Raw genomic sequence first — 22720 nt, 5'->3', positions numbered from 1 at the left:
GCGGTGTCCACAACGGACCGGCGGCCGTCCGCCTGATAGATTCGCGCATCACGGACGTGATCCCGAGTGCCCGAAAGAGTGAAGCCTGTGATCCCCGCGGCCCCCGGCGGCCTCTGCCGCTGACGCTTGCCTCGCTTCGCCTCTCTTCCGAGCCCTCGAAAGGGTCATTCACCATGGATCTGCGCATTCAGCGCGCCGTCGTCGCCAACCTCCGCACCCGCCCGAACGCCGCCGAGTCCGGCCCGTTCGTGCTCGGCCTGGACCACGGGACCGACAGTCCGCACATCAACTACGCGACGCCGGTTCCCGGCGCCGAGATCACCGCGGCCGACGTCGACGCACTGGTCGCGGCGTTCGGCGCCCGGCCCCCGCGGCTGGAGTACGTCACCAGCTGCGCGCCGGGGCTCGAGAAGCTGCTGCTCGGCGCCGGGCTCGCCGTGGAGGCCCGCAACGAGTACCTCATCTGCACGCCGGAGACGCTCGTCGCGACGTCAGTTCCGGCGGGCTTCGAGCTGTTCGCACCGAAGACCGACGACGAGATCGCCGGGGTGATCGCCGTCCAGAACGAGGCGTTCGGCTCGCCCGGCGACGCCGGCCCCGCGGACCTCGACCGGCAGCGCGGCGTCGCCCGGCGCGGCGCGGTGTTCGTGGGCGCCCGCACGGCCGACGGCCGGTACGCCGGCGGCGGCGGCACGGTCGTGCCCAGCGACGGGATCTGCGAGGTCGGCGGCATCGCGGTCGGCGCGGCCCACCGCAACCGGGGCCTGGCCGGGGCGATCACCGCCGAGATCGCCGGCCGGCTGTTCGAGTCCGGCGTCGAGGTGGCCTGGCTGGAGGCCGGCGGCGACGACTCGTGGCGGGTGTACGAGCGGGTCGGCTTCCGCCCGGCCGGGCAGCGCCTCTACATCGCCAGGTACTGAGTGGCGGCCGTCCCCGCCGATGCCCCGGCGGGGACGAGCACCGCTACCGCCCGTCGGTGCGGGAAATCCCGAGATCATCAAGCACGGAAACGTGCGCGCACAGCTCTGCCGTCATCCGCTCGACGGCCTCGATCGCGGTCGATCTCGTCGTGCAGCTGGAACGACACACCCACGGTGGCGAACGGCTCGACGGCCTGCCCGATCCCGCTCAGGTACCGCCACGAGACCGACTGGTGCGCAAGGAACCGCGCGTAGCCGTAATCGCGGAATGCTTTTCCGGCCCGGTGCATCGCGGCGAGTAGATCGGCCGCTCCCCGGGCCCGATCGTCCATGCCGCCCACCCTAGAACCTCGGGTCGAGGCGCTGCATGATCCACATAGGGTGCGCAGGGTGTCGACGGCGTCGTCGGAGTGGCAGATGTGACCGGCCGCGCCTATTGGGGTCACCGGAGAAAAGTCTGTCGAAGCCTTTGCTAAATCATTTTTGCAACCGCCGGACAGCGGCGGTTATCCGTGGTTGCATGGCACGGACTCAACGCTCCAACAAAGGGGTGACATGAACACGGCAGCACGAATTTCGACCATAGGGGTGGGCCTGCTCGCCGGTGCGACGCTCGGGGTGGGACCCGCTCAAGCTGCGCCTCCCACCGGGCAGGCGGCGCCGAGCAGCACGGCCGGCCCGCAGCAGAACCGCGACCACGACGGCGAGATCGTCGGCTACTACCGCAACTACTGGAAGTGCGATCGGGCCGGCCGCTTCGGCGAGCGCCACGGCGCCTGGGACGACTACTTCTGCGCGCGCACGCGGTGGGGATACCACCGCGGCCACTGGGCGCTGGTCGTCGATGATCGCTACTGGAACGACGACTGGGGTTCGGGCAACTGGCCGAACAACTGGCCGAACCGCCCGCACTGGAACGGCGGCGGCTACTGGCACGGTGGCGGCTACGGGGACGGCGATCACGGGAACGGTGGCGGCTATGGGAACGGCGGCGGCCACGGGGACGGCGGCGGCCACGGCAACGGCGGCGGCTATGGGAACGGCGGCGGTGGGGGCGGTGGTTACAAATAGCGAATGATCTGCTGCGGGTCGCATCTCACGATGCGGCCCGCGTCGTGTCCACTTCGCGGACCTCGCATTCCGTGACGCTGCGATATCGTGTCGCGTGCCACGAGGGTCGATGCGTGGCGATCGGGGGGAGGGCACGATGTCGCACAGCGGGGAAGAGCTCGGCGCCGACCTGGTGGACCTGTGGGAGGCCGGACGATACGAGTTGAAGCCGGTGGCGGGCCAGATCCGTTACGCCGCAGCGCAGCTGCTCCAGGCCGACGCCGGCGGTTACAACTGGTACCGCGACGGCAAGCTCAGCGGCCCGTACGGTCCGGCGAAGCCGGCGTGGGAGAGCCTGCGCGACGACTTCTTCGAGATCCTGCGTACCACCGCCGAGAACCTCGACCTGACCGGTGACGCGCTGGTCCTGGCGGCCGAGCAGTACGCGAACACGGACTCCGTGGCGGCGAAGAAGTTCGAGGAGCTCAAGCCGGCCGTGACCGCCGCGCACCAGCCGGACGGCGGCACCCGGTGAGCTACGAGCAGCTGGCGGATCATGCCGCGAAGCTGGAGACGTCCGCCATCGAGATGGATCTCAAGCAGCGGGGCTTCCAGAAGAATCACGGTAAATGGTCCGGCGGCTCCGGCATCACCGACGAGTACATGCAGGACATCTACGACATCACGGCCGGTCGCTTCGGGGGAGTGGCCGAGATGTTCGCCCCGTTCCTTGGCATGCCGGATCCGGGCGGATTCGTGCCGGCCATCGCCGCCCTGACCAACGCGGCGTCCACGCTGAACAGCGGCACGGCACCGGACGTGGTGAACAGCACGTCCGTGTCGGTCAACGTCGATCTCGGCGGCATGGACCGCGTCGGCACCCTGGTCGCGGACTGGCGCGGCCCGGCCGCGACCGGCTTCCGCAACAACTACCTGGACCGGTTCAAGGGCGTCACCGCCAACCAGTACGCCATGGCGCTGACCCTCAAGGGCGCGCTGGAGGCGGAGCGCGGCCTGTGGAAGGCCGCCCGGGAGAGCGTCGATCAGCTGGCACACGCCGCGCAGGTGTCGCTGGACTCCATGCTCGACTGCAATCCCAAGGAGACCGCCTGCCTGCTCACGGTCGTCGGCTCGATCTTCGCGGTCGCCGCCGCGGTGCCGTCGGCCGGCGCGTCGCTTGCGGTCACCCTCACGGTGGTCGGCGAGGTCGCGTCGTCGGCGGCCTCGGTGCCGGTGGAGGACCCCAAGCCGGTGCGGTTCAGCGGCGAGAACGCGAATGCGATCGTCGAGCAGATCCGCAAGGGCCTCGAGGAGCTGGCCAAGGACATCAACGACAAGGAGCGGGTGATCGCCGACGCGCTGGCGTCCTCGCATGCCGTCCTGACCGGCAGCAGGGACAGGTTCATGTCGAACCGACCGGCCCTGGCCGACGCCACCGCCGCGACCGTCACCGGCAACGGCCCCACCGGGCTGGGCACGGCGGAGGGGTGAGCGCCTGATGGGCGAGTTCGCCGACCGGATCGACACCATGCTGGTGCGTGCCTCAACACCCGACGGCGCCATCGCCGGTGAGCTGCGCGACCGCGACCGGCTCACGCTTACCTTCCGGCAGGGCTGGTACGACCTCTGCGACGATCACGACCTGGAACGCCGGCTCGCCGTCCTGGCGAACCTGCTCTGGGTGTCGCGCACCCGCGAGTACTGGCGCGCCTTCAGCGACGTCACGGGTCAGACCGTCACCGGCGAGGACCGGCCGATCAGCGCCCGCGACGTCGACTGGCGCGCCGAACGCGACGAGCTGGTGGCCCGCGGCTACTCCGCCGACGGGCGGATCTCGGTCAAGGCGGTCGGCATGCGTCAGTGGGAGGTCCACATCGCGCCCGGTACGGTACGCGGGTTGAGCGAGCACGAGTTCGCGGCCGCGGCGGCACAGGCCGCCGGCGAGCTGATCAACCATCAGTTCGCGCAGATCGCCGCACTGTCGAACAAGTACTACGGGTACGACCGGTAACAGAGAGGACCTGACCAGTGCGAGGCAGGATATGGCCGGCCGTCGGCGTGGCGGCGCTGATCGCACTGACAGTCTTCGGCGCCGTGAGCTACTACAACAACCACGCCAACAGGCCCGCGCAGGCCGACTGCCGCCTGGCCACCCCGCCGTCGACAGCACCGGTGAACGACACCACGACGGTCCGCATCGCCGAGCAGGGCTACACCCGAGTCGGCTCGGCGGCGGCGTCGACGGTCACGATCGGTGCCGTCCTGGAGAACCCGGGCGACCGGGTCGCCTACCGCACCCGGGTGACCTTCGACGTCCTCGGCCCCGGCGGCGGCAGCGTCGTGGCCGACGAGTTCCGCCGGTTCCAGGTCCTGGAGGTGCCGATCATCCTGCCCGGCGCGAAGGTGCCGGTCGGCGACGCGCTCGCCGTCACCCGCCTGGCGCAGGTCACCGACGTGTCCATCAAGCCCGTCGTCACGCAGTGGCTGCCCGCCGGCGACGGGAACAACGGCCTCGCGCCGGTGACGGCAACCCTCGTCCCGGCCAAGACCACCCGCAACCCCGCCGGCACCGGCGTCATCTCCTACGACGCGCGCTCGGCCAACTGCACCGACCTCGTCTCGCGCGGCTCGTCCTACGTGCTGCGGGACGGCGCCGGAAAGCTCATCGGCGGCGGGCTGTCGAACGGCCCGCAGCCGTCGGGCTGCGACGTCTCCGAGAACCGCTACACCAATTCGTTCACCACGGCGCTGCGCAGCATTCCCGAGCAGGCGGACCTGCCCAGGACCGAGGTGGCGTCACTGTGCGACCTGGGCCCGCGCCCCGCCGCCGCCGGGTCCGGCGCCCCGATCAACTGAGCGGTCGACCGCGGGCAGGTGCGCGGCGACCGCGATCAGCCAGGCCACCTCGGCGCCGGCGTCACCGGCGTCCGCGGCCCTGGCCGACGGCAGGTCGACGACCTCCGTCCGGACCTCGCCGGGCGCGCTCGACCGGACCGCCGCCACGGCCTCGGTCACGACCCGGGCCTCCACCGCCGCCTCCAGGCGTTCCCCGGTGAGACCGCGCCGGCCGGCCGCGGCGCGCGCCTCGTCGGCGATCCGGCGGTTCGTGCGCGGGCGCAGTTCCGCGTACCCGTCGAGGATCTCCGTGGTCATCCTGATCAGCCGCATCCGGGCGCCCGGCAGGGCGACCGGCCGGCCACCGGGCGCCGGCCCGTCGCCGAGGGTGACCTGCGGTGCGGCCTCGGCCACCAGCGCCCAGAGCGGCCGGAGCCGGCGGCATGCCCGCCGTGCCTGCACATGCTCGGCGAGCTGGTCCAACCGCAGCCACCGGCCCCAGGCCAGGATCATCACGCCGACCACCATCACCAGGACGGCGACCGCGTACGTGAGGAAGGTGAGCCGGTAGAGCATCGACGAGACCGCCGGCTGGTCGCGAACGGCCAGGTTGGTGAGCTTGAGGCCGACGTTGGCGAAGTTGAGGAAGCAGCCGGCGGCGATCATCCGCAGGGCGAGCCGCACCGTGTGGCGCCGGGCCACCCGGGCGTACCGCGCGCACAGCCGGCCCACCTGGGGCAGCAGCCACAGCATGTAGCCCAGGTAGACGACCAGGTACGGCGTCGGCGGCGGATGCACCGAGGCGTAGTACTGCCCGCCGCGCACGAACGGGTCGTCGATCCGGTACGGCGACGGCGCCAGCGCGTACGACCCGATCAGCGCCGCCGCGCACGCCGCCATGATCAGGTACTGGGTGCGGACCCGGCGGCGGGTCGCCGGGCCCGGGTGCAGGGTGTGCAGCAGGAAGGCGTGGCCGGTGGCGACGATGGCAACGGCCAGCACGTTGCCGACCAGCCGGCAGACGTCGAGCAGGCCGAGCAGCCGGTCCACGCGGGCGCTGACCGGTTGCAGCGACACCGCGAAGGCGCCCATGGCCAGGGTCAGCCCGAGCAGCCGGCGCAGCCGGTCCTGGCGGTGGTGTACGAGATCCCACAGCTTGCCGGCGGCCAGGCCGAGGCTGATCAGGGCCGTCGCGGCGCCGGCGGCGAGCAGGATGTCATCCACTCTCGTCCGTGCTCTCCAGCAGCCCGGTCAGCCGTCGCAGCGCCGCCTCGTCGCCGTCGGTGGCCCGTGCGGGCGGCCAGGACCAGTCGGTGATGCGCTGGGCGACCAGGGTTCCGAAGATCTCCGCCCGGCGCTCGGGCAGCTCCTCGTAGGAGCTGCGGGCCCGGCGCGCGGCGGCGGACAGGGCCGCCGGGTCCATGCCCACCGGATCGTCCGGGGCGAGCGCCGGGTGTGCGACGTCGTCGAACAACATGTGGCCGTACTCGTGCCCGACGATCACGTGCCGCCGCACCGGCGAGGCGCCCGCGGGGAAGAAGACGTAGTCCGCGTCGCGGCCGGCGACCCACAACCCGTGCGGGCCGCCCGCGGGCAGGGGCTGTGCGAGCACGTGCACCGGACGGCCCCGGTACGCCTGCATCGCCTCGTGCAGCCGGTCGGCGGTGAACCGGCCGCGCAGTCCCAGCGTGTCCAGGCCCCCGCGGGCCTGCTCGACCAGCTCGGGGAGGTCGCCCGTCCGGCGCCGGCGCCCGATCGCCGGCCACGGGATCCACCTTGGCACTCGCATCACCGGCCCTGCCTCACCGCGTCACCGTAGCCGACCGTCTCTTGTAGATTTGCCGAGGCGGCGGCGTTTCCGGGCGCTCAGCCGTCGGGCGGCTGGTTCCGAAGGCGCGCCGCCTGCTCCAGCAGCACCACCTGCTCGACCATTGCGGCGACCGCGGCCTTCCCGGCGGCGGACATCTCGGACTCGCCCATCCGCATCGCGACGGCCTGGATCGCCGGATCGCCGAGTGCGCGGGCGAGGCGGCGGTCGACCTCGCCCCCGTCGTCGTCCTGGGTGAAGTAGGCCAGGCTGACGCCGAAGAGGGTGGCGAACGCCTGCATCTCGGATCGCCGCGGGTCGGCCTCGCCGCGGCGCAGCTTGCCGACATGGGTGTGTGAGACCGGGCAGCCGAGCTCCGCCAGCGCGGCGGCCGCGGCCCGCGTGCTGTACAGCCGCCCCTCGCCGGTGACGACCGTCCGGAACAGCCTGTCCAGCCGGTCGGCGAAGGTGCCGTGCGCGTGCTTGTCGCCAGTCACCGTACGAATCCTCCCTGCCCATGTCAATGCGAGATTACATCCTACGACCCGTTGGAATCGACTGTTGACACGCATCGATGTGCTGCCCACTATGGAGCCCGGCGTTGGCAGCGTCCTCCATTTTGGAGCTGCTTGTTTACATCGATGAGGAGAATTCATGAGAATCGGCAGGTTGCGCCGTGCGGTCACGGCCGGCACCGCCCTGGTGGTGGGTGCCGCCGGCGGGACGGTGGCGGCCGTCCTCGGCGCCGGGGCCGCCACCGCGGCGTCCAGCGTCGGCGGGCCGATCACCCGCTCGGAGACGTTGCAGCGGTCGCAGTACTGGGTGGACCGGGGCTTCACCTACACGCAGACCGGCACGTGGGCGCCCGACCCGCAGGGCAAGACCTACCGGCGGGACTGCTCCGGCCTGGTCTCGATGGCCTGGCACCTGCCCGACTCGCGCAGCACCAGGACGTTCCTGAGCTGGAGCGGCAAGCAGCAGTTGCCCAGCCTGCACGACCTCAAGGCCGGCGACGCCGTGCTGCGCGACGGGCACATCGAGCTCTTCGCCCGCTGGGTCAACGGGAACCGGCACGAGGACGGCGCCTACGTCTACTCGTTCAACAACCCCGGCGAGACGGTCCAGAACCCGAACGCCGTCAACAACTACGGCAAGATCGGCAAGGACACCTGGGGCGAGCTGAACACGTACATCCCGGTCCGGTACAACAACATCGCCGACGACGGACCGCCGCCCGGCAGCCCGGACAACTCGGTGCTGCGGGAGCCGAACGGCGCGATCAGCCTCGTGGTCGGCGGCGTGCCGTTCCACCTGACCCCCGCCGAGTACGCCGAACTCGGATCACCGCCCTCCACCGCCGTGCCCGAGGGCACCTTCGCGAGCATGCCCGGCATCATCGCGAACGGCACGTACGTGCGGACCGCCGGCGACGGCGCCATCTACGTGATCGCCGGCAGCGCCAAGTACCACCTCAACCCGTCCGAGTACGCGGCGCTGGGCGCACCGCCCGCCCGCAACGTGCCCGCCCGGCTCGTCGCCGGGCTCGGCGCCGTCCCGGCCGACAACACGTTCCTGCGCGACCCCGCCAGCACGGCGATCTACCAGGTCGTCGGCGGCGCCAAATATCACCTCAACCCGTCCGAGTACGCGGGCCTGGGCAGCCCCGCGGCGACGAACGTCCCGGCGGGCTTCATCGCGAGGGTGACCGCCTCCGTGCCGGTCGAATCGGCCTTCATGCGCGACCCCGGCACCACCGCGATCTACCAGATCGTCGGCGGCGCCCGGTACCACCTGTCCCCGGCCGAGTACAGCGCCATGGGCAGCCCGGCCGCCATCAACGTGCCGGCGGGCTTCATCAACCTCACCGCGACCGTGCCCCGCGACGGCAGCTTCATCCGGGACATCACCGACGGCGCCATCTACCAGATCGTCGGCGGCGCCAAGTACCACCTGTCCCCGTCGGAGTACAGCGCCCTGGACAGCGCGCCGTCGACGAACGTGCCGCACGGCCTGATCCTGTCGATCACCGCGACCCTGCCGTCCTCCGGCTACCTGCGTAACCCGGACAGCGGCGCCATCTACCAGGCCGTCAACGGTGCCAAGTACCACCTGAGCGCCGCCGAGTACGCCGCGCTCGGCAGTCCGGGCGCGGCCAACGTGCCGGTCGGCTTCATCGACCGGCTCGGCACCGTGCCCGCCGACAACTCGTTCCTGCGCGACATCAGCGACACCGCGATCTACCAGATCGTGGGCGGGGCCAAGTACCACCTGACCCCGGCCGAGTTCGCCGCGCTCGGCGGCCCGGCCGCGGTCAACGTCCCGCACGGCTTCGCCGCCGCGATCACCGGCACCCGCCCGGCCGGCTCGCTGTTCCTGCGCGACCCGGTGTCGACCGCGATCTACCAGGTCGTCAACGGCGCCAAGTTCCACCTCAACGCCGCCGAGTACGCCCTGCTCGGCGGCCCGGCCGCGATCAACGTGCCGGCGGGCCTGCTGGACCTGCTCGGCACCCAGCCGACGGACGGCACGCTGCTGCGCGACGTGGAAAGCACCGCCATCTACTCCATCACGGCGGCCGGGAAGCACCACCTCACCCCGGCGGAGTACGCGGCCCTGCCCGATCAGCTCACCACCAACGTGACGGCCCGCTTCCTCGCGACCTTTCCCGACGCCTGACCCCGCACGACTTCCGGGACAACGGCCCGGCCGGTTGCCCCGGGCCGGTCACGGCGTCGACCGCGGGAGTGCGTCGATGAGCGGCAGGACGAACCGCTCGTCGTGCTGGCCCTCGGTGACGGCGTGCACGCCCGCACGGCCCTTTGCCAGGCCGTGCGGGCCGAGTCGGTGGAGGTCACCCGCCGCGCGAGCGTGCTCGGCCGCCGCCAGCCCGCGCCACGACGTCTCACCCGTGGCGTGGGCGAGGCGTCCGAGCGCGTAGGCGCGGCCGGGCGCGCCGCAGCACAGGTCGAGGCCGCGCGGTTCGGCGGCGAGCGCGATGCGCATCGCCGCCTCCGCGTCGGCCAGGTACGCGGGCTCGCCGAGTGCGCGGGAGGCGGCCAGGAACAGCAGCGTGAGGCCCGCGGCCCCGTTGCACCACGTTGCCTCCCAGCCCGGCCGGCACCACCGGCGCGGGGCTGCCGAGATCCGGGCGAGGTGCTCGGCCGCAGTCGCGGCGGACGGTTCCGGTGACACGGACTGCCACGCGAGGGCGGCCAGCAGGTGCCCGGGCATGCCGTGGGCCAGGCCCACGCCGCTCGCCGCGTCGCCGATCCGCCCCGCCAGTGCGCCCGCCGCCTCCGCACCGGCGTGCCGCAGGCGCTCGTCCCCGCCGGACAGCGTGACCAGGTGGGCGTCCAGCAGGACCAACGACGCCAGGCCGTGCGTCAGGTCCGCCGGACCGCCGCCGTCGCGGTGGCGGTCGTGTTCGCGCAGGTACGCCTTGATGGCGGTCTCGCGGGCGATGCGGTCGTCCAACGCGCAGGCGGTCATGACCCGGGCGGCGAGCACACCCGGCCGACCGTGCCAGGCCCCTCCGTGTGGATCCAACCGCCCTTCGGCCGGCGGTGCCGCCGCCTCCTCCGACCACAGGTCCGCCCAGGCCAGCAGGAGTGGGTCGGCGGTGACCGCGCTCGCAGCCAGCAGTGCCATGGCCGTACCGGCCCCGCCGGCCGCCGCCGACGGTGGCACCTGCGTAGCCGTACGGGCGGGGGCGAGGTACGCGTCCCACCGGCCGGTTCGCTTCACCCGGTCCGTGCGGTCTTCGCCGGGTGCGTCGGTGACGGATTCGGACGCCGCGGTGAACGCGGCGGAGAACGCCGCGACGTCGGGCCAGCGATCGTCGGGGTCGACGGCCAGGGCGCGCCGGAGGACCGCGAGGATCTCCGAGAGTTCGCAGGACGATCGGCGGGCGAACTCCTCGCTGAGCTCGCCCCGCGCCAGGGCCGCCTCCACCGCCTCGGCGGTGATCGGCCGTTCGTAGTGCTGCTCGCCGGTGATCAGAAAGTAGACCAGCGCCGCCATGCTGTACTGCTCGGCCGCGGCGGAGTTCGGCGGTTGCGGAGATCCGGTCAGCCGGGCCTGTGCCCACTGGGGATCCATGAATCGCGGCACGCCATGCCGCCCGCGCGGCCGGGTAAGCGCGGACGCGTGACGGAAATCGACGGCGACGACCGCGTCGTCATCGGTCAGCAGGTAGTTGCCGCCGTGCACGTCTCCGTGCAGGAGGCCGCGATCGTGGATGAGCGCCAGCGTCCGGACCATCGTCGCGCAGGCCCGTACCAGCCGGGGTAGGGAGGCGCGGCGCAGCCTGGCGGCCCGGTGGTCGATGCGGCGGCCGTCCACGTGCTCCAGCACCAGCAGCGGGTGACCGTCGTCGTCGGCGGCCCGGTCGAGCACGGCGGGAACGGGCACGCCGGCGGCGCCCAGCAGGCGCAGGGCCGCGGCCTCGCGGCGGTACCCGCGACGCGCGGCCGCGTCGCCGGGGCGGCGGGCGAGCTTGACCACCGCCCGCCCGGTCGCGCCGTCCTCGACGACGTAGACGTCGCCGTCCTCGTACGACTGGAGGCAGCGCTGGACGGGCCGGCCGGTCAGGAGTTCACCGGGGCGGTAGAGAGGGCCGGTACCTGCGGCCTCCTCCTCCGTCATCAGGATCCCGATCTCGCGCAGCCGCATCAGGGAGGAGAAGCTGTCGTCGAGGATGCGCTCGGCGGCCTGATCGGTGCCGGCCGCGCGGCGGGCGATCGCCTCGACGACGGTGGCCGGCGTGCGGAACTCTTCGAGCAGCGCGTACAGCGGGCCGGTGACGAAGATCGAGGACCGGCGGCTCGTCCGCCGTCCGAGCGCCACGCCCGTGTCGTCGTACACGTCGCCAAGCGCCTCCCTGTCGGCGGGGGGAAGGTCGCGGGCGCGTACCGCCATGAGGTCCGCCGGGATCGTCAGCCGCTGACCGGCCAGGATCATGCCGCCTCCCGCCACGCCCAGCACCGGGTGTCGATACCCGCGAGCGTCAGCCGTTCGAGGGCGGCGGCGACCCGTTCGATCCGCGGCCGGCCTCGGTTCGCGACGAGCGTCTCGGCGGCCAGCCGGCAGATGTTCAGCCGCCAGCTGGCCCGCTCCCGGGTTGCCGGGCGCCCGGGCGTATCGGCGGGGTCGGTGGCCGTGCGGACCAGGTCGCCGGCGGCCGTGACGGCGGCGAAGGGCAGCGGATGGACCGGGCAGGGCCCGACGGCGTCGGCGACGCGCTCGGCGAGTTCGTCGGCCTGCCCGCGGTCATCCAGGAACAGCACGAACTTGTCCGGGCGTAACAGCGTGGGCAGGTCGTAGCCGAGCTTGAAGCCGGTGACGGCGCGATGCCGCAGGACCGGAAGGCTCGCTCGCAGCACGCCCGGTAGGTCCGCCGGCGCGCAGCACACGTACAGCTTGCCGGCCGCGCCGCGGGCTGCCGGCCGGGTCCAGCGCCGCCACACCCATGTCTCGCGGGTACGGCGGAGCGGGTGGAATCCGTGCAGGGCCTGCTCGGCCTCGGCGACCCCCAGCCAGCGAGCCACCGCGTCCTCATCCGGAAGGCGCCGGATCCAATCGGCCGTAACGGGAAGTCGGCCGAAGAAGTACAGGCGCCGGGTCAGTTCCTCGGCGGTCAACCGGGTGAAGGCCGCGCCCCAGGTGAGCGCGGCGATCTCGGCGGAGTCGTCGCCGGCGGCCGCGATCCATTGCGCGGGGGGTGGCGGCGCGGGGGTGACCCGGACGACTCCGTCGAGTTCGAGCGCCCGCAGCACGGCGGGCGCCAGCCCGGTCGCGGCCGGGGTCGTCCCGTTCCCGTCGGCCAGACGGCGCAGTGGTCCGGCGATCTCCTCGGGGAGTAGCTTCGCGCGTTCGGGCGCGCCGTCGGCCGGGACGAGCCGGGTGGGGGATTGGAACCGCCAAATATCCCGGAGGGTGACCGATTCACCTTGCGTGATCACGCTTTCGGGCGCTTCGGTTGGTTCCTCGCAATCTCGTCCAGATTTTCCAGCGCATTCTTCAGAGATTCCCGGAGAAGGGCGAGCTCGACATTTTCGAATTTGCCGGCGCGGCCACCCCGGCCGGCCGGTCGATGGTGCGGTTGGTCGGGATCCGGTTCGCTGGGGTCCGGCTCGCCGGGGTCCGGTTCGGGGTCCGGTTCGGGGTCCGGTTCCGCCGGCGGGGTGGGTGCTGTGCCGGTACAGGTACAGGTGCACGTACAGGAGCAGGTGCAGCTACAACTACATCCGCAGCCGCCGCCGTCGGCCTCCCCGTCGCCGAGGTCGCCGATCTGTTTGCCGTGCCCGACGAGTACTCCCAAGGGAAGAACTTGATCTTCGATCCGAATGGAGAGATTGCTGATCTTGTATTCCGCCATGGTCATCTCCGCGGATTGTCAGCTGGTTTCGCCCATTACACCCCGGGACCGGGAGAGGGGCAATGATTCGGCAGTGACCCATCCCTGACAGAACGGTCGACGCGTTCTAGCCGCGGTGCGGTCCAGTCGCTGTCCAGTGCCGGTTCAATGCCGATTCAGTCGTGCCCCGCACGCTACCTGGATTCCAGGGGACCGACTGCGGGGGTAATTGTGGACACTTCGTTGTTCGATGTGATTTGTACGTCCTTGTTCGATTCGTTATCGCGGGCCGACCAGCGGAGCAGGGGACATCAGTACCTGCGCGGCCTCCTGCTCGCCGAGGGACGCAAGACCGTACGCAATATCGCGGCCGCGCTGAACGGCGAGGTGGGCGAGCAGAGCCTGCACCATTTCGTGGCGAATTCCCCGTGGGACTGGCAGCCGGTGCGCCGGTCCTTCGCGCAGGCGGTGACGCGGCTGGCGCCGCCGGCCGCCTGGGTGGTGCGCCCGCTGGTGATCCCCAAGATGGGCGACTGCTCGGTGGGTGCCGACCCGCTCGCCGGCGAGTCCGGGCAGCGAAGGCGGGTGCAGCGCGCCGTCGGCGTGTGGGCGGTCAGCGCCGAGGTCGTCTACCCCGTCAACTGGCGGCTGCACCTCTCGTCGCGCTGGACGGACGACACGCGCCGGCGCAGCCGCGCCGCCATCCCCGCCGATGTTCCCGCGGAGAGCTTCGAGGAGTGCGCGGTCGAGGCCGTCCGCACGGTCACGGCCCGGTGGGGCATGCCGCCCCGGCCCGTCGTCGTCGACGTCCCGGACGAGTACCTGCCGGGCACGATCCGCCGGCTGCACGCCGCGGGCCTGCCGTTCCTGGCCAAGGTGCCCCCGGCGTTCCCGATCGGCGCGGAGACGACCGCACAGCACCGGATCGCCGCGCTGCGGGCCGCCCGGCGACCCGCCAGGTGGGACGGCCCGGCACCGCGTACCGACCTGGTGGCGAGCGCGGACGTCCGGTCGGTGAACGGGCGGGCGCCGCTCACCCTGCTCGGCTCGGGGCGCCCCCGGCGGGTCTGGCCCGAGGAACTGCACCTCACCAACCTGGGCGACGTCCATCCGGCGACCCTTCTCGCGCTGAGCCGGCTTCGCCGCACCGCGCACCGGGGCGCGGTCGAGACCGGCCGGCGGGTGGGGCTCGCCGACTTCGTCGGCAGGTCGTTCGGCGGCTGGCACCGGCACGTCACGCTGGCGTCGGCGGCGTACGCGCTGCTCAGCGTGGGGTGCGGACTCCCGCGGGCGGACGGTTAGGTCCCGGCCCGCTCGTCCGGCAGCAGCAGCACCCGCCTGCCGCGCAACCGCCCCGCCTCCATCCGGCGGTGTGCGTCGGCCGCCTGACGCGGGGACAGCAGCCGTGGACGGCTCCGCGCGCCCGCGCCGAGCACGATCGGGATCCACCGCGTGCACCAGCACGGCGTTCTGGCGGCGGTCGGCGCGTTCGTCGGCGCAGATCCGTTCGATCACCGACAGCCCTCGCGGCCCGGCGCCGATCACGCAGATTGCCAGTCGCCCGCCGTTCATACCTTCAGCGTCCGGCACGACCACCGGCGGCGGCCATCCACCCGGAAGCAGTTCGTCAGGTCGGCGCGCCATCCTCGGCGCCCCTCGCAACGAACCAGCTGAGGGGGGATGGGGATGAGTGTCCGGATACAGGTACTCGGCCAGGTGCGCGTGGAGGTGGCCGGTGCGACGGTCTCGCCGGCGTCGACCGGGCAGCGGACGGTGCTGGCGCTGTTGGCGGTGGCGGGCGGGCAGATGCTGACCCGCGCGCAGCTGATCGACACGCTGTGGGTCGGCCGGCCGCCGCCGAGCGCGGTAAACGTGGTGCAGACGCACGTCAAGAACCTGCGCCGGCTGCTGGAGCCGTCCCGCCCGGCGCACGGCCGCAGCGTCGTGCTGCCCGCGGTCGGCGACGGCTACGCGCTGCGGGTACCGCGGGAGGACATCGACCTGTTCCGGTTCCGGGCGCTGGTGGAGCGGGCCCGCGCCGAGCCGGGCCGGGACGGTGGCCGGGCGGCGGGGCTGCTCGGCGAGGCGTTGCGGCTGTGGCGGGGTGCGCCGCTTGCCGATGTTCCGGTGCTGGCCGGGCACCCCAAGGTGCTGGCGCTGGCGCAGGAGCGGCGGCTGGCCCTGCTGCGCTGCGGCGAGGCGCTGACGCGGGCCGGCCGGTTCGCCGAGGCCGTGCGCGTACTGGAGGAGGCGGTCGCCGCCGAGCCGCTGGACGAGGTCGGCCAGGCCCGGTTGATCACCGCGTATCAGGCGGCGGGCCGCCGCGCGCAGGCCTTCGCCGCGTTTCACCGGGTCCGTGGCCTGCTGGCGGACGAGCTGGGCGTCGACCCGGGCCTCGAGCTGATCGCCGCGCACGAGGCACTGCTGCGACAGGACGGTGCCGCGCCGGAGCGGGCGAACGGGGCCGCGCCGCCGGCCCCGCCGCCGCTCGCCCAGCTGCCGGCCGAGGCGTTCGGGTTCACCGGCCGGGAGGCGTGGATGGCGGAGCTGGACCGCCTGGCCGGCCCGTCGGCCGGCCCGCCGCGGGTGCTCCTGATCACCGGTACGGCGGGGGTCGGCAAGACCGCGCTGGCGCTGCGCTGGGCGCACCGGCGCCGCGACCTCTTCCCCGACGGCCAGCTCTATCTCGACCTGCGTGGCTACGGCCCGGAGCAGCCGATGCGCCCGGTCGACGCGCTGCGCCGGATGCTGCGCGCGCTCGGCCTGCCCGGCGAGCAGGTGCCGCTGGAGGTGGAGGAGTGCGCGGCCGGCTTTCGCAGCCTGATCGACGGGCGGCGGATGCTTGTCGTGCTGGACAACGCCGCGTCGGTGGAACAGGTCCGGCACCTGCTTCCCGGCTCGTCGTCGTGCCTGGTGGTGGTGACCAGCCGGGACGCGCAGGCGGGCCTGGTCGCCCGGCACGGCGCCGCGCGGATGGTGCTCGACCTGCTCGACGAGGGCGAGGCCGTGGCGTTGCTGCACGCGCTGATCGGCGCGCGGGTGGCCGCCGAGCCGCAGGCCGCGGCGACGCTGGCCGCGCGGTGTGCCCGGTTGCCGCTGGCCCTGCGCGTGGTCGCCGAGCTTGCCCTGGCCCGCCCCGACACGTCGCTGGCCGAGCTGGCCGGTGACCTGGCCGACCACCGGGACCGCCTGGCGCTGCTCGACGCCGCGGGAGACCGGCACACCGGCGTCGGTTCGGTGCTCCAGTGGTCGTACCGGGACCTGGCGCCGTCGACCGCGGCGGCGTTCGGCCTGCTCGCCCTGCATCCCGGCGCGGACTTCGACCGGCACGTCGCCGCGGCGCTGACCGGCGTCGGTACGCCCGCCGTCGACCAGGTGCTGGATCGGCTCACCCGCGCGCATCTGGTGCAGCGCGACGACTCCGGCCGGTACCGGATGCATGAACTGCTCCGGGCGCACGCGCGCGGGCTCTCGGGCGGGATCGACAGCGCCGCGGGCCGGGCGGCCGGCACCCGGCTGCTCGACCACTACCTCGCGGCCACCGCGGCGGCCATCGACACGCTGCACCCGGCCGGGCGGCCATGCCGGCCCGATTCCGGTACGCACCCGCCGGCCACGCCGGCCTTTCCGGACGCGGCGAGCGCGCGGGGCTGGCTCGACGCCGAGCGGGCCAATCTGCTGGCGGTGGTGCTGCACGCCGCCGAGCACGGCTGGCCCGCGCACGCGGTCCGGCTGCGCCGCACGCTCGATCCAGCATCTTCGATGTAAGGTCGGTGCGACTCCACTTCCCCATGGAGGCACCCATGCACCGCACCGTTCCCCGACGGCGCCGGTGGGCGGCGATCGCCGCCGCCCTAGGCCTGTTCCTCTCGTTCTTCGCGGCCACCTCGGCCACCCCGGCGTTCGCCGCCGCCGGCACGTTCCGCAACCCGGTCGGCACCGGGCCCGACCCCTTCATGACCTACTTCAACGGCAACTACTACCTGCTGATGACCGAGGGCGACGCGATCAGGATCCGCCGCTCCCGGAGCGTGGCGACCCTGCTGAACGCCCCGGCCATCCAGGTGTGGCGCGACACCGACCCGGCGCGCAACCAGCACGTCTGGGCGCCGGAGCTCTACCGGGTGAACAACCGCTGGTACCTCTACTACACCGCGGACAACGGCGTGGACGAGAACCACCGGCTGTTCGTGCTGGAGTCCGCGGGCGACGACCCGGCCGGCCCGTACCAGTTCAAGGCCCGGCTGGTGCCGCCCAACCGCGACGTGTTCGCCATCGACGCCGGGCTCATGCGGCACAACGGCCGGCTGTACCTGATGTGGAGCGGGCTCAACGAGTTCCAGCACAACGGCATCAACATCGCCCCGCTGTCGAACCCGTGGACGGTCTCCGGCAACGCCGTGTCGCTGAACGCGGCCGGGCACTGCCCGGAGGTGCGCGAGGGGCCGGCGTTCCTCTACCGCAACGGCCGCACCTGGATGACGTACTCGGTCTGCGACACCGGCAAGCCCGACTACGGGCTGTGGATGATGAGCGTCGCGTCCGGCGCCGACCCGCTCAACCGCGCGAGCTGGCAGCAGCACAACGGCGCGCTCTTCTCCCGGCAGGACGCCCGCGGCGTGTACGGCCCCGGCCACCACGGCTTCTTCACCAGCCCCGACGGCACCGAGACGTGGATCGTGTACCACGCGAAGACGACGGGTGTCTTCACGTACAGCAACCGGACCACGCGCGTGCAGCGCGTCGGCTTCGACGCCGACGGCAGCCCGAGCCTCGGCCAGCCGCTGGCCATCGGCGCCACCCAGGACCTGCCGGCCGGCGACCCCGGGCCGTCCACCGGCTGGATCAACAACGACGGCCGCTCCTCCGGCGGCGGCTCGCTGGTGTACTCCGGCACCTGGAACTCCGGCACGGGCTGCGCGGCGGCCTGCTTCTGGGGCGACGACCATTGGACGAACCAGGCCGGCGCCACCGCGACGTACACCTTCACCGGCACCCAGCTGGCCCTGCTCTCGGTCCGCGACACCGGCAACGGCATCGCCGCGATCAGCGTCGACAACGGCCCCGAGCAGCGTGCTGACCTCTACGGCGCGATCCGCGTCGGCGAGGCCCTCAACTACCTGAGCCCCCGGCTCACCTACGGCACCCACACCGTCCGGGTCCGCGTGACGGGGGAGCGGAACGCGGCCTCGGCGGCCGCCTACGTCAGCATCGACAGAGCCGAGTTCTGGACCGGCTGACCCCCTGCCTTACCGGCACGCTCGGCGGAACGGCACCTCGGAGACGTATCGACGCCACTCGGACTCACTCAACCCGCCCGACCGCCGGCAGGCGGCCGGCAGCGGATCGCGTGCCGTCGCGAGCATCGACCCGACATCCCACACCACCACGCCCTTGTCGTCGTCGGCGGTCGCCAGCAGGGGACGGCGCGCGCTGAAGGCGATGCCGGAAGTCTCGCTGCCGGGAATGACGCTCATGAGCACCGGCTCTGCCCCGTCCAGGACGCTCCACAGTTCGGTGCCGCCGGCCGTGGCCACGGCCATCATTTCCTCACCGGCGGAGAAAGACAGGCCAACGACGGCGTCGAAGAACGGGCGATGGGCGATCCGGACGCTCTCGTCATCGCCGGTGCGGTTGTTCCAGATCTTGATGCCGTCGCTGCCGTCGAACGCGGTTCGACCGCCGGTCGAGAGATTCCTGATCTCCGTGTCGCTCCTCAAGGTACGGACCACGCGAGGCTTCGCCGGCTCGGTCAGATCCCAGATCGTCACCGCGGCGGAGTCGGCGTTGCCGCCATCCGCGATGACGATCGATTTCGCCGCCGGCACGAAGACCGCGGCGTTGACGTGCGTCGCCGGTATGGACGCCAGGACCACGGGTTGGCGGCCGGCAACGACCCGGCAGATCAGAACCTTGGCCCGGGCGCCGGTCCGGAAGGAGCGGTTGTCGAACACCGCGGCCAGGTCGCGCCGGCTGTCCAGGTCGAGCACCCACCGGAGTTCGCCGTCCTTGGCGGGGATCAGCCGGCGTGCGCGGCCGCCGGTGATGTCGAAGAGCGACCCACCGGCGAGGACGGTCCGCAGGTCCGATCTCAGCCGCAGCGGCGACACTCCCGAGTCGTCGGGCAACGACACCGGTTTTCCGATCGGCCGCGGGCGGGAGACGTCCCGCAGGTTCCACGATGAGAGCTTGCCGTCCGAACGGACGACGGCGACGTCGTCGTCGGGGGAGAGAGCCACCTCCGGCGAATAGTCGTAGGTGCCGCGGCCCGTGAGAACGGCCCGCCGCTGCGCCTGGAACGGGTTCAGCCGCCACAACATCGCGGTGTGTGCCACGCCGTCACCTACGGTGAGAACGCGGGAACCGTCGGGCGAGAAGTCGGCGTCGCGAACGGCGCCGCCGACGCCGCGCAGGGTCCTGACGAGCACGGCGTACTCGGGTGTCCGGACGTCCCACAACGACACCGCTCCACCGCTGCCGCCGATCGCCAACCGCGTTCCCGTGGGATCGAAGGTGATGGTGGAGACGAACTCCGCGGGCTCGGCGAGATCAGCGATGCGACGAGGGCGGGTCGGGTGGGACACGTCATAGAGCCGGATTCCTTCTCTGACGCGCGCCACGGCCATGACGTCGGCGCCGGGGCTGAACGCTATGTCCGCCACCTGGCCGATGCCGCGGACGGTAGCGACCTTGCGGGGCCTTGTCCGGGACGTCATGGTCCAGATCGAGAGCGAGCCGTGGCGCTCGACACCGGCCATGATCTTGTCGTCACGGCTGAGGGCCGTGGCGCCGGTCTGCTCGTCCTCGATCGGTGTCGTCGACCAGATCGCTTCCGGATGCCGACGGTCCCGCACGTCCCAGACGGCCGTACGCTTCTCGTCCTGGACGACGAGCCGCCGGCCGTCACGGGTGAACTCGACCGTCAGGTCGCCGTCGAGGGTCTCGACCGCCCGGGCGTACAGCAGTCGCGGGGTCGCCGGGTCGCTGACGTCCCACAGCCTTGCCTGCCGTCCTATCGTCGCCAGAGTCTTTCCGTCGGGGGTGAACGCGGCGTCCTCGGTGACCTCGTCGGCGACCGGCAGCGACCCGGCTCTGGTGAACCTGTCCCCGTCGACGGCCCAGATGTCGAGTTCGCCGTCGCGGCCACCCAGCACGACGGCGGCTCCGTCCGGCCGGAACTCGACGGTGTGCAGCGGCCTGCCGGAGCCCACCTCGCCGGCGTATCCCGCCGCGAGGAGCGCGTTCAGGGCTCCCCGGCCGCGCGGCGACGGGCCCAGCGACTGCGCGCTGACCGCCAGGCGCAGCGCGAGTCCCGGATCGGTGGATGAGACCTGCGCCGAGCGGTTCAGCAGGTCCTGGACGGTGCGGTCCCGGCTCTGCCGCGCGGCGACGGCCGCCTGGGCGCCGGCGACCTCGTGGAAGTGGGCGACGGCGGTGCCGGCCGCGGCGAGCACGGCGCAGACCGCCGCCGCGACCGCGGCACGCCAGAGCCGGCGGCGGCCCGATCCGCTGCCGCGCGCGGCGAGCGCGGCCGCCCGCAGCTCCGGGGCGACGCCGCGGACCGGTTCACCGCGCTCACCGCGGAGCAGCGCGTCCAGCAGATCACGGGCGGCCGGGCGGGTGGCCGGGTCCTTGCTGAGCGCGGCGGACACCAGGTCACGGAGCCGCCCGGTCAGCCCGTCGAGGTCAGGTGGCTGCGTCAGGATCCGGCCGACCGTCGCCAATGGCGAGTCGGCCGCGAAGGGTGTGCGGCCCGTCGCGGCATATCCGACCAGAACACCCCAGGCGAACACGTCGGCCGCCGGGGACACCCTGGTGGGTGCCGCGGTGTCGAAGCATTCCGGCGCCAGGTAGGCGATCGTGCCGACGACCTGGCCGGGTCGGGTGAGCCCCTCACTCATCTCCACGCTGCGCGAGATGCCGAAGTCGATCACCTTCGGCAGGCCGACGCCGAGCAGCACGTTGGCCGGCTTGAGATCGCGGTGCACCACGCCGGCGCCGTGAATGGCGGCGAGCGCGGTGGCGACTCCCACCGCGAGGCTGTACAGCTCGCCCGCTTCCAGCGGTCCCCGGTCGCGCACCACCTCGGCCAGGCTCGGACCGTCCACGTACTCGACGACCACGAACGGCGGAACGTGTTCGAGATCGGCGTGCAGCACGGCGGCGGTGCAGAACGGGGGCACCTGGCGCGCCCGGCGCACCTCACTGCGGAACCGCGCCAGAAACTCCGGATCGGCCGACCACTCCCGCCGGACCACCTTGACGGCGACCCGCCGCCCGTCCGTGGCCCGGGCGAGATACACCGCACCCATTCCGCCCGCGCCGAGGCGGCCGACGAGTGCGAAGTCGCCGAGGCGGCGGGGATCGTCCGGGTGAAGGGGAATCAGAGTCACGGTGTGCCGTCCATTGACCAGACATCGATTTTCGTCTTGCCCGGCAATGTAGCGACCGCGTGCCATGCGTACAAAGCGTGGCCCGTCATGATCGCCTTACGAAGATTCGATCAAATTCTTTCAACGCTATGAAACTGCGCCTATACGTTGCGTTGCGGCCTGACTCCGAAAGGGGTATTGGCTGTGTTGTGGCGGCGGAGTAGCCTGCGTAAGTCACGAGGTTCCGGTCGTCGACCCGGAGCGTCGCAGCTTTGTTCGCCGCGCGTTGTCCAATTGTTGATCTTGGTGCCGTTTCGCGGTGCGTAGCGCGCACGCGCCGTATTCGGTGGCAATTTCGACCCCGGAAAACATAGGAGTCGCCTATGGAAAAGAAGCAGGGGCGCTAGTTAAGGATGGGAGTTGCGGTCGCCTGGATGGCCGCCACGACTCCCCTGCTGATGTACTCGTTGCGTTGTCTTCTCATGTGGAAACTCGGGAAAGAGGCACTTGAGAAGCACGCGTCGGTGAAAATCGGTGGACTAAATCCTCTGGCGCCCAGCGTCGAGATCAATTCACACACAGCGCTGAGCGTTGACGGTCCGGCGGGACTCGCCGAGATCGATTCAACCGCGGCCCAGCATCGACCCGACGGCGTGGCTTAGTTATCCACGCCGGCATGGATTAGCTACCCACGCCGGCGCGCACTGGCTACCCAGGCCGGCCGAGGTGTTTCACAGGACCGAGCCGACATATTCGGCCGACTCGCCCAGTGAGAACTGTGAGTGCCGGAGTTCCATTCTCAGCTTCTCAGCAGCGGCCCCTCTCCTCCTTTCGCGGAGGAGGGGGGCCGCTGTCGTGCGTGCCGCGCGGGGCTGTGGCCGGCATCGGTGAGAGCGGGCAGGCACCGACCCGTTCGACGGAGCCGATGACGTCCCACAGAACACGTGGCGCGGCGGCGCCCTGGACGGTTGTGACCGTCTTGTGGCCGCCGCCGCGGTAGACGACGGTGAGGCGGTAGGAGTACAGGTCGCAGCAGGGATCCCTCGGTGGATACGAGCCGCGCAGCTTCCTGAACGCGGGGCTGCCGGCCAGCCGCAGCGGCCGTTGACCGCCGGGGGTCGAGCGGTCGACCGCGAACGACTCCTGTGCTCCGGTGAGGCCGCCCGAGCGTTCCAGCACGATCGCGGTGGCCGGCACCGGCGCGGCGGCGGCCGGCGCGGCCGGCGCGGCCGGCGCGAGTGCCGCGACGACCGCGACGACGCCTGCCCGGGTGATGACGCGTTTCACCTGCTCAGAACAGCACGCGGCAAGGCGGGCCGGGCGCGGATCCCACAAACCGAACCGGCCTCGGCCGTCGAGTTCCTGACGCACCCGACCGACT

20 protein-coding genes are annotated in these 22720 nt (G+C 72.2%); 10 read left to right on the top strand and 10 right to left on the bottom strand.

All coding sequences use genetic code 11. From position 1 onward, the window contains the following. Positions 1-173: 173 nt before the first annotated feature. Entirely contained in the window at positions 174-920 is a 747-nt protein-coding gene (locus tag BJ971_RS26220; RefSeq protein ID WP_184995860.1) for a GNAT family N-acetyltransferase, read from the top strand. Between the two features lie 77 nt (positions 921-997). Here BJ971_RS26220 and BJ971_RS26215 read toward each other — a convergent pair whose 3' ends face one another. Next, on the bottom strand, positions 998-1252 hold the full coding sequence (locus tag BJ971_RS26215; protein WP_184995859.1) for a hypothetical protein: 255 nt from the start codon (positions 1250-1252) through the stop codon (positions 998-1000). Between the two features lie 223 nt (positions 1253-1475). Between BJ971_RS26215 and BJ971_RS26210 the strand changes: the two genes are divergently transcribed. The 5 genes from BJ971_RS26210 to BJ971_RS26190 all read left to right on the top strand — a co-directional run bounded on the left by BJ971_RS26210 (position 1476) and on the right by BJ971_RS26190 (position 4826). Next, entirely contained in the window at positions 1476-1991 is a 516-nt protein-coding gene (locus tag BJ971_RS26210) for a hypothetical protein (RefSeq protein WP_184995858.1), read from the top strand. 136 nt (positions 1992-2127) lie between these two features. After that, on the top strand, positions 2128-2505 hold the full coding sequence (locus tag BJ971_RS26205; protein ID WP_184995857.1) for a hypothetical protein: 378 nt from the start codon (positions 2128-2130) through the stop codon (positions 2503-2505). Next, positions 2502-3461 (top strand): hypothetical protein, encoded by a 960-nt coding sequence (locus BJ971_RS26200; protein WP_184995856.1) that lies wholly within the window; start codon positions 2502-2504, stop codon positions 3459-3461. Before BJ971_RS26205 ends, BJ971_RS26200 begins: the two co-directional genes overlap by 4 nt. A 7-nt stretch (positions 3462-3468) precedes the next feature. Further along, positions 3469-3981 (top strand): hypothetical protein, encoded by a 513-nt coding sequence (locus BJ971_RS26195; RefSeq protein ID WP_184995855.1) that lies wholly within the window; start codon positions 3469-3471, stop codon positions 3979-3981. Positions 3982-3998: 17 nt separating this feature from the next. Beyond that, on the top strand, positions 3999-4826 hold the full coding sequence (locus BJ971_RS26190; RefSeq protein ID WP_184995854.1) for a hypothetical protein: 828 nt from the start codon (positions 3999-4001) through the stop codon (positions 4824-4826). Here the strand turns inward: BJ971_RS26190 and BJ971_RS26185 are convergent. The 3 genes from BJ971_RS26185 to BJ971_RS26175 form a co-directional block, all read right to left on the bottom strand. Then, entirely contained in the window at positions 4767-6029 is a 1263-nt protein-coding gene (locus BJ971_RS26185) for an MAB_1171c family putative transporter (protein WP_184995853.1), read from the bottom strand. The two genes, BJ971_RS26190 and BJ971_RS26185, sit on opposite strands and share 60 nt — an antisense overlap. Then, positions 6022-6588, bottom strand: a complete 567-nt coding sequence (locus tag BJ971_RS26180) for a hypothetical protein (protein ID WP_184995852.1) — start codon at positions 6586-6588, stop codon at positions 6022-6024. Before BJ971_RS26180 ends, BJ971_RS26185 begins: the two co-directional genes overlap by 8 nt. Before the next feature lie 83 nt (positions 6589-6671). Further along, the gene (locus BJ971_RS26175) at positions 6672-7109 is read right to left on the bottom strand and encodes a hypothetical protein (RefSeq protein ID WP_184995851.1); all 438 of its coding nucleotides are present in this window, start codon (positions 7107-7109) and stop codon (positions 6672-6674) included. A 157-nt stretch (positions 7110-7266) separates the two neighbouring features. Here BJ971_RS26175 and BJ971_RS26170 point away from each other — a divergent pair, with 157 nt between their 5' ends. Continuing rightward, positions 7267-9288 (top strand): hypothetical protein, encoded by a 2022-nt coding sequence (locus BJ971_RS26170; protein WP_184995850.1) that lies wholly within the window; start codon positions 7267-7269, stop codon positions 9286-9288. A 48-nt stretch (positions 9289-9336) separates the two neighbouring features. On the opposite strand, the gene BJ971_RS26165 is transcribed toward BJ971_RS26170, so the two are convergent. From BJ971_RS26165 to BJ971_RS26155, 3 genes are read right to left on the bottom strand one after another with little or no spacing between them, the layout of a single operon-like run. Continuing rightward, on the bottom strand, positions 9337-11571 hold the full coding sequence (locus BJ971_RS26165) for a lanthionine synthetase LanC family protein (RefSeq protein WP_184995849.1): 2235 nt from the start codon (positions 11569-11571) through the stop codon (positions 9337-9339). Further along, a complete protein-coding gene (locus BJ971_RS26160) occupies positions 11568-12572 on the bottom strand; it encodes a hypothetical protein (protein WP_184995848.1) in 1005 nt (334 codons plus the stop codon). Before BJ971_RS26160 ends, BJ971_RS26165 begins: the two co-directional genes overlap by 4 nt. After that, complete coding sequence (locus tag BJ971_RS26155; protein ID WP_184995847.1) at positions 12569-12994, bottom strand: hypothetical protein; 426 nt, start codon at positions 12992-12994, stop codon at positions 12569-12571. Before BJ971_RS26155 ends, BJ971_RS26160 begins: the two co-directional genes overlap by 4 nt. A gap of 141 nt (positions 12995-13135) precedes the next feature. Here BJ971_RS26155 and BJ971_RS26150 point away from each other — a divergent pair, with 141 nt between their 5' ends. Next, positions 13136-14269 (top strand): IS701 family transposase, encoded by a 1134-nt coding sequence (locus BJ971_RS26150; RefSeq protein ID WP_438839536.1) that lies wholly within the window; start codon positions 13136-13138, stop codon positions 14267-14269. On the opposite strand, the gene BJ971_RS26145 is transcribed toward BJ971_RS26150, so the two are convergent. Further along, on the bottom strand, positions 14266-14403 hold the full coding sequence (locus tag BJ971_RS26145) for a hypothetical protein (protein ID WP_184995845.1): 138 nt from the start codon (positions 14401-14403) through the stop codon (positions 14266-14268). The two genes, BJ971_RS26150 and BJ971_RS26145, sit on opposite strands and share 4 nt — an antisense overlap. Positions 14404-14653: 250 nt before the next feature. Here BJ971_RS26145 and BJ971_RS26140 point away from each other — a divergent pair, with 250 nt between their 5' ends. Both BJ971_RS26140 and BJ971_RS26135 read left to right on the top strand, forming a co-directional pair. Continuing rightward, positions 14654-16735: an AfsR/SARP family transcriptional regulator gene (locus BJ971_RS26140; RefSeq protein ID WP_184995844.1), complete on the top strand. Its 2082-nt coding sequence runs from the start codon at positions 14654-14656 to the stop codon at positions 16733-16735. Positions 16736-16770: 35 nt separating this feature from the next. Next, a complete protein-coding gene (locus BJ971_RS26135; protein ID WP_221478842.1) occupies positions 16771-18207 on the top strand; it encodes a glycoside hydrolase family 43 protein in 1437 nt (478 codons plus the stop codon). Between the two features lie 9 nt (positions 18208-18216). On the opposite strand, the gene BJ971_RS26130 is transcribed toward BJ971_RS26135, so the two are convergent. Together BJ971_RS26130 and BJ971_RS26125 are read right to left on the bottom strand one after the other, a co-directional pair. Continuing rightward, positions 18217-21360 (bottom strand): WD40 repeat domain-containing serine/threonine protein kinase, encoded by a 3144-nt coding sequence (locus BJ971_RS26130; RefSeq protein WP_239087150.1) that lies wholly within the window; start codon positions 21358-21360, stop codon positions 18217-18219. A 786-nt stretch (positions 21361-22146) separates the two neighbouring features. After that, positions 22147-22626, bottom strand: coding sequence for a hypothetical protein (locus BJ971_RS26125; RefSeq protein ID WP_184995841.1), 480 nt, complete (start codon positions 22624-22626; stop codon positions 22147-22149). Between the last annotated feature and the right edge of the window lie 94 nt (positions 22627-22720).

Origin of the sequence: Amorphoplanes digitatis (assembly GCF_014205335.1) — a bacterium.
GTDB classification, from domain to species: domain Bacteria; phylum Actinomycetota; class Actinomycetes; order Mycobacteriales; family Micromonosporaceae; genus Actinoplanes; species Actinoplanes digitatus.
Note: the sequence above shows the minus strand (reverse complement) of the source record. Positions and strands in the feature narration are given on the sequence as shown.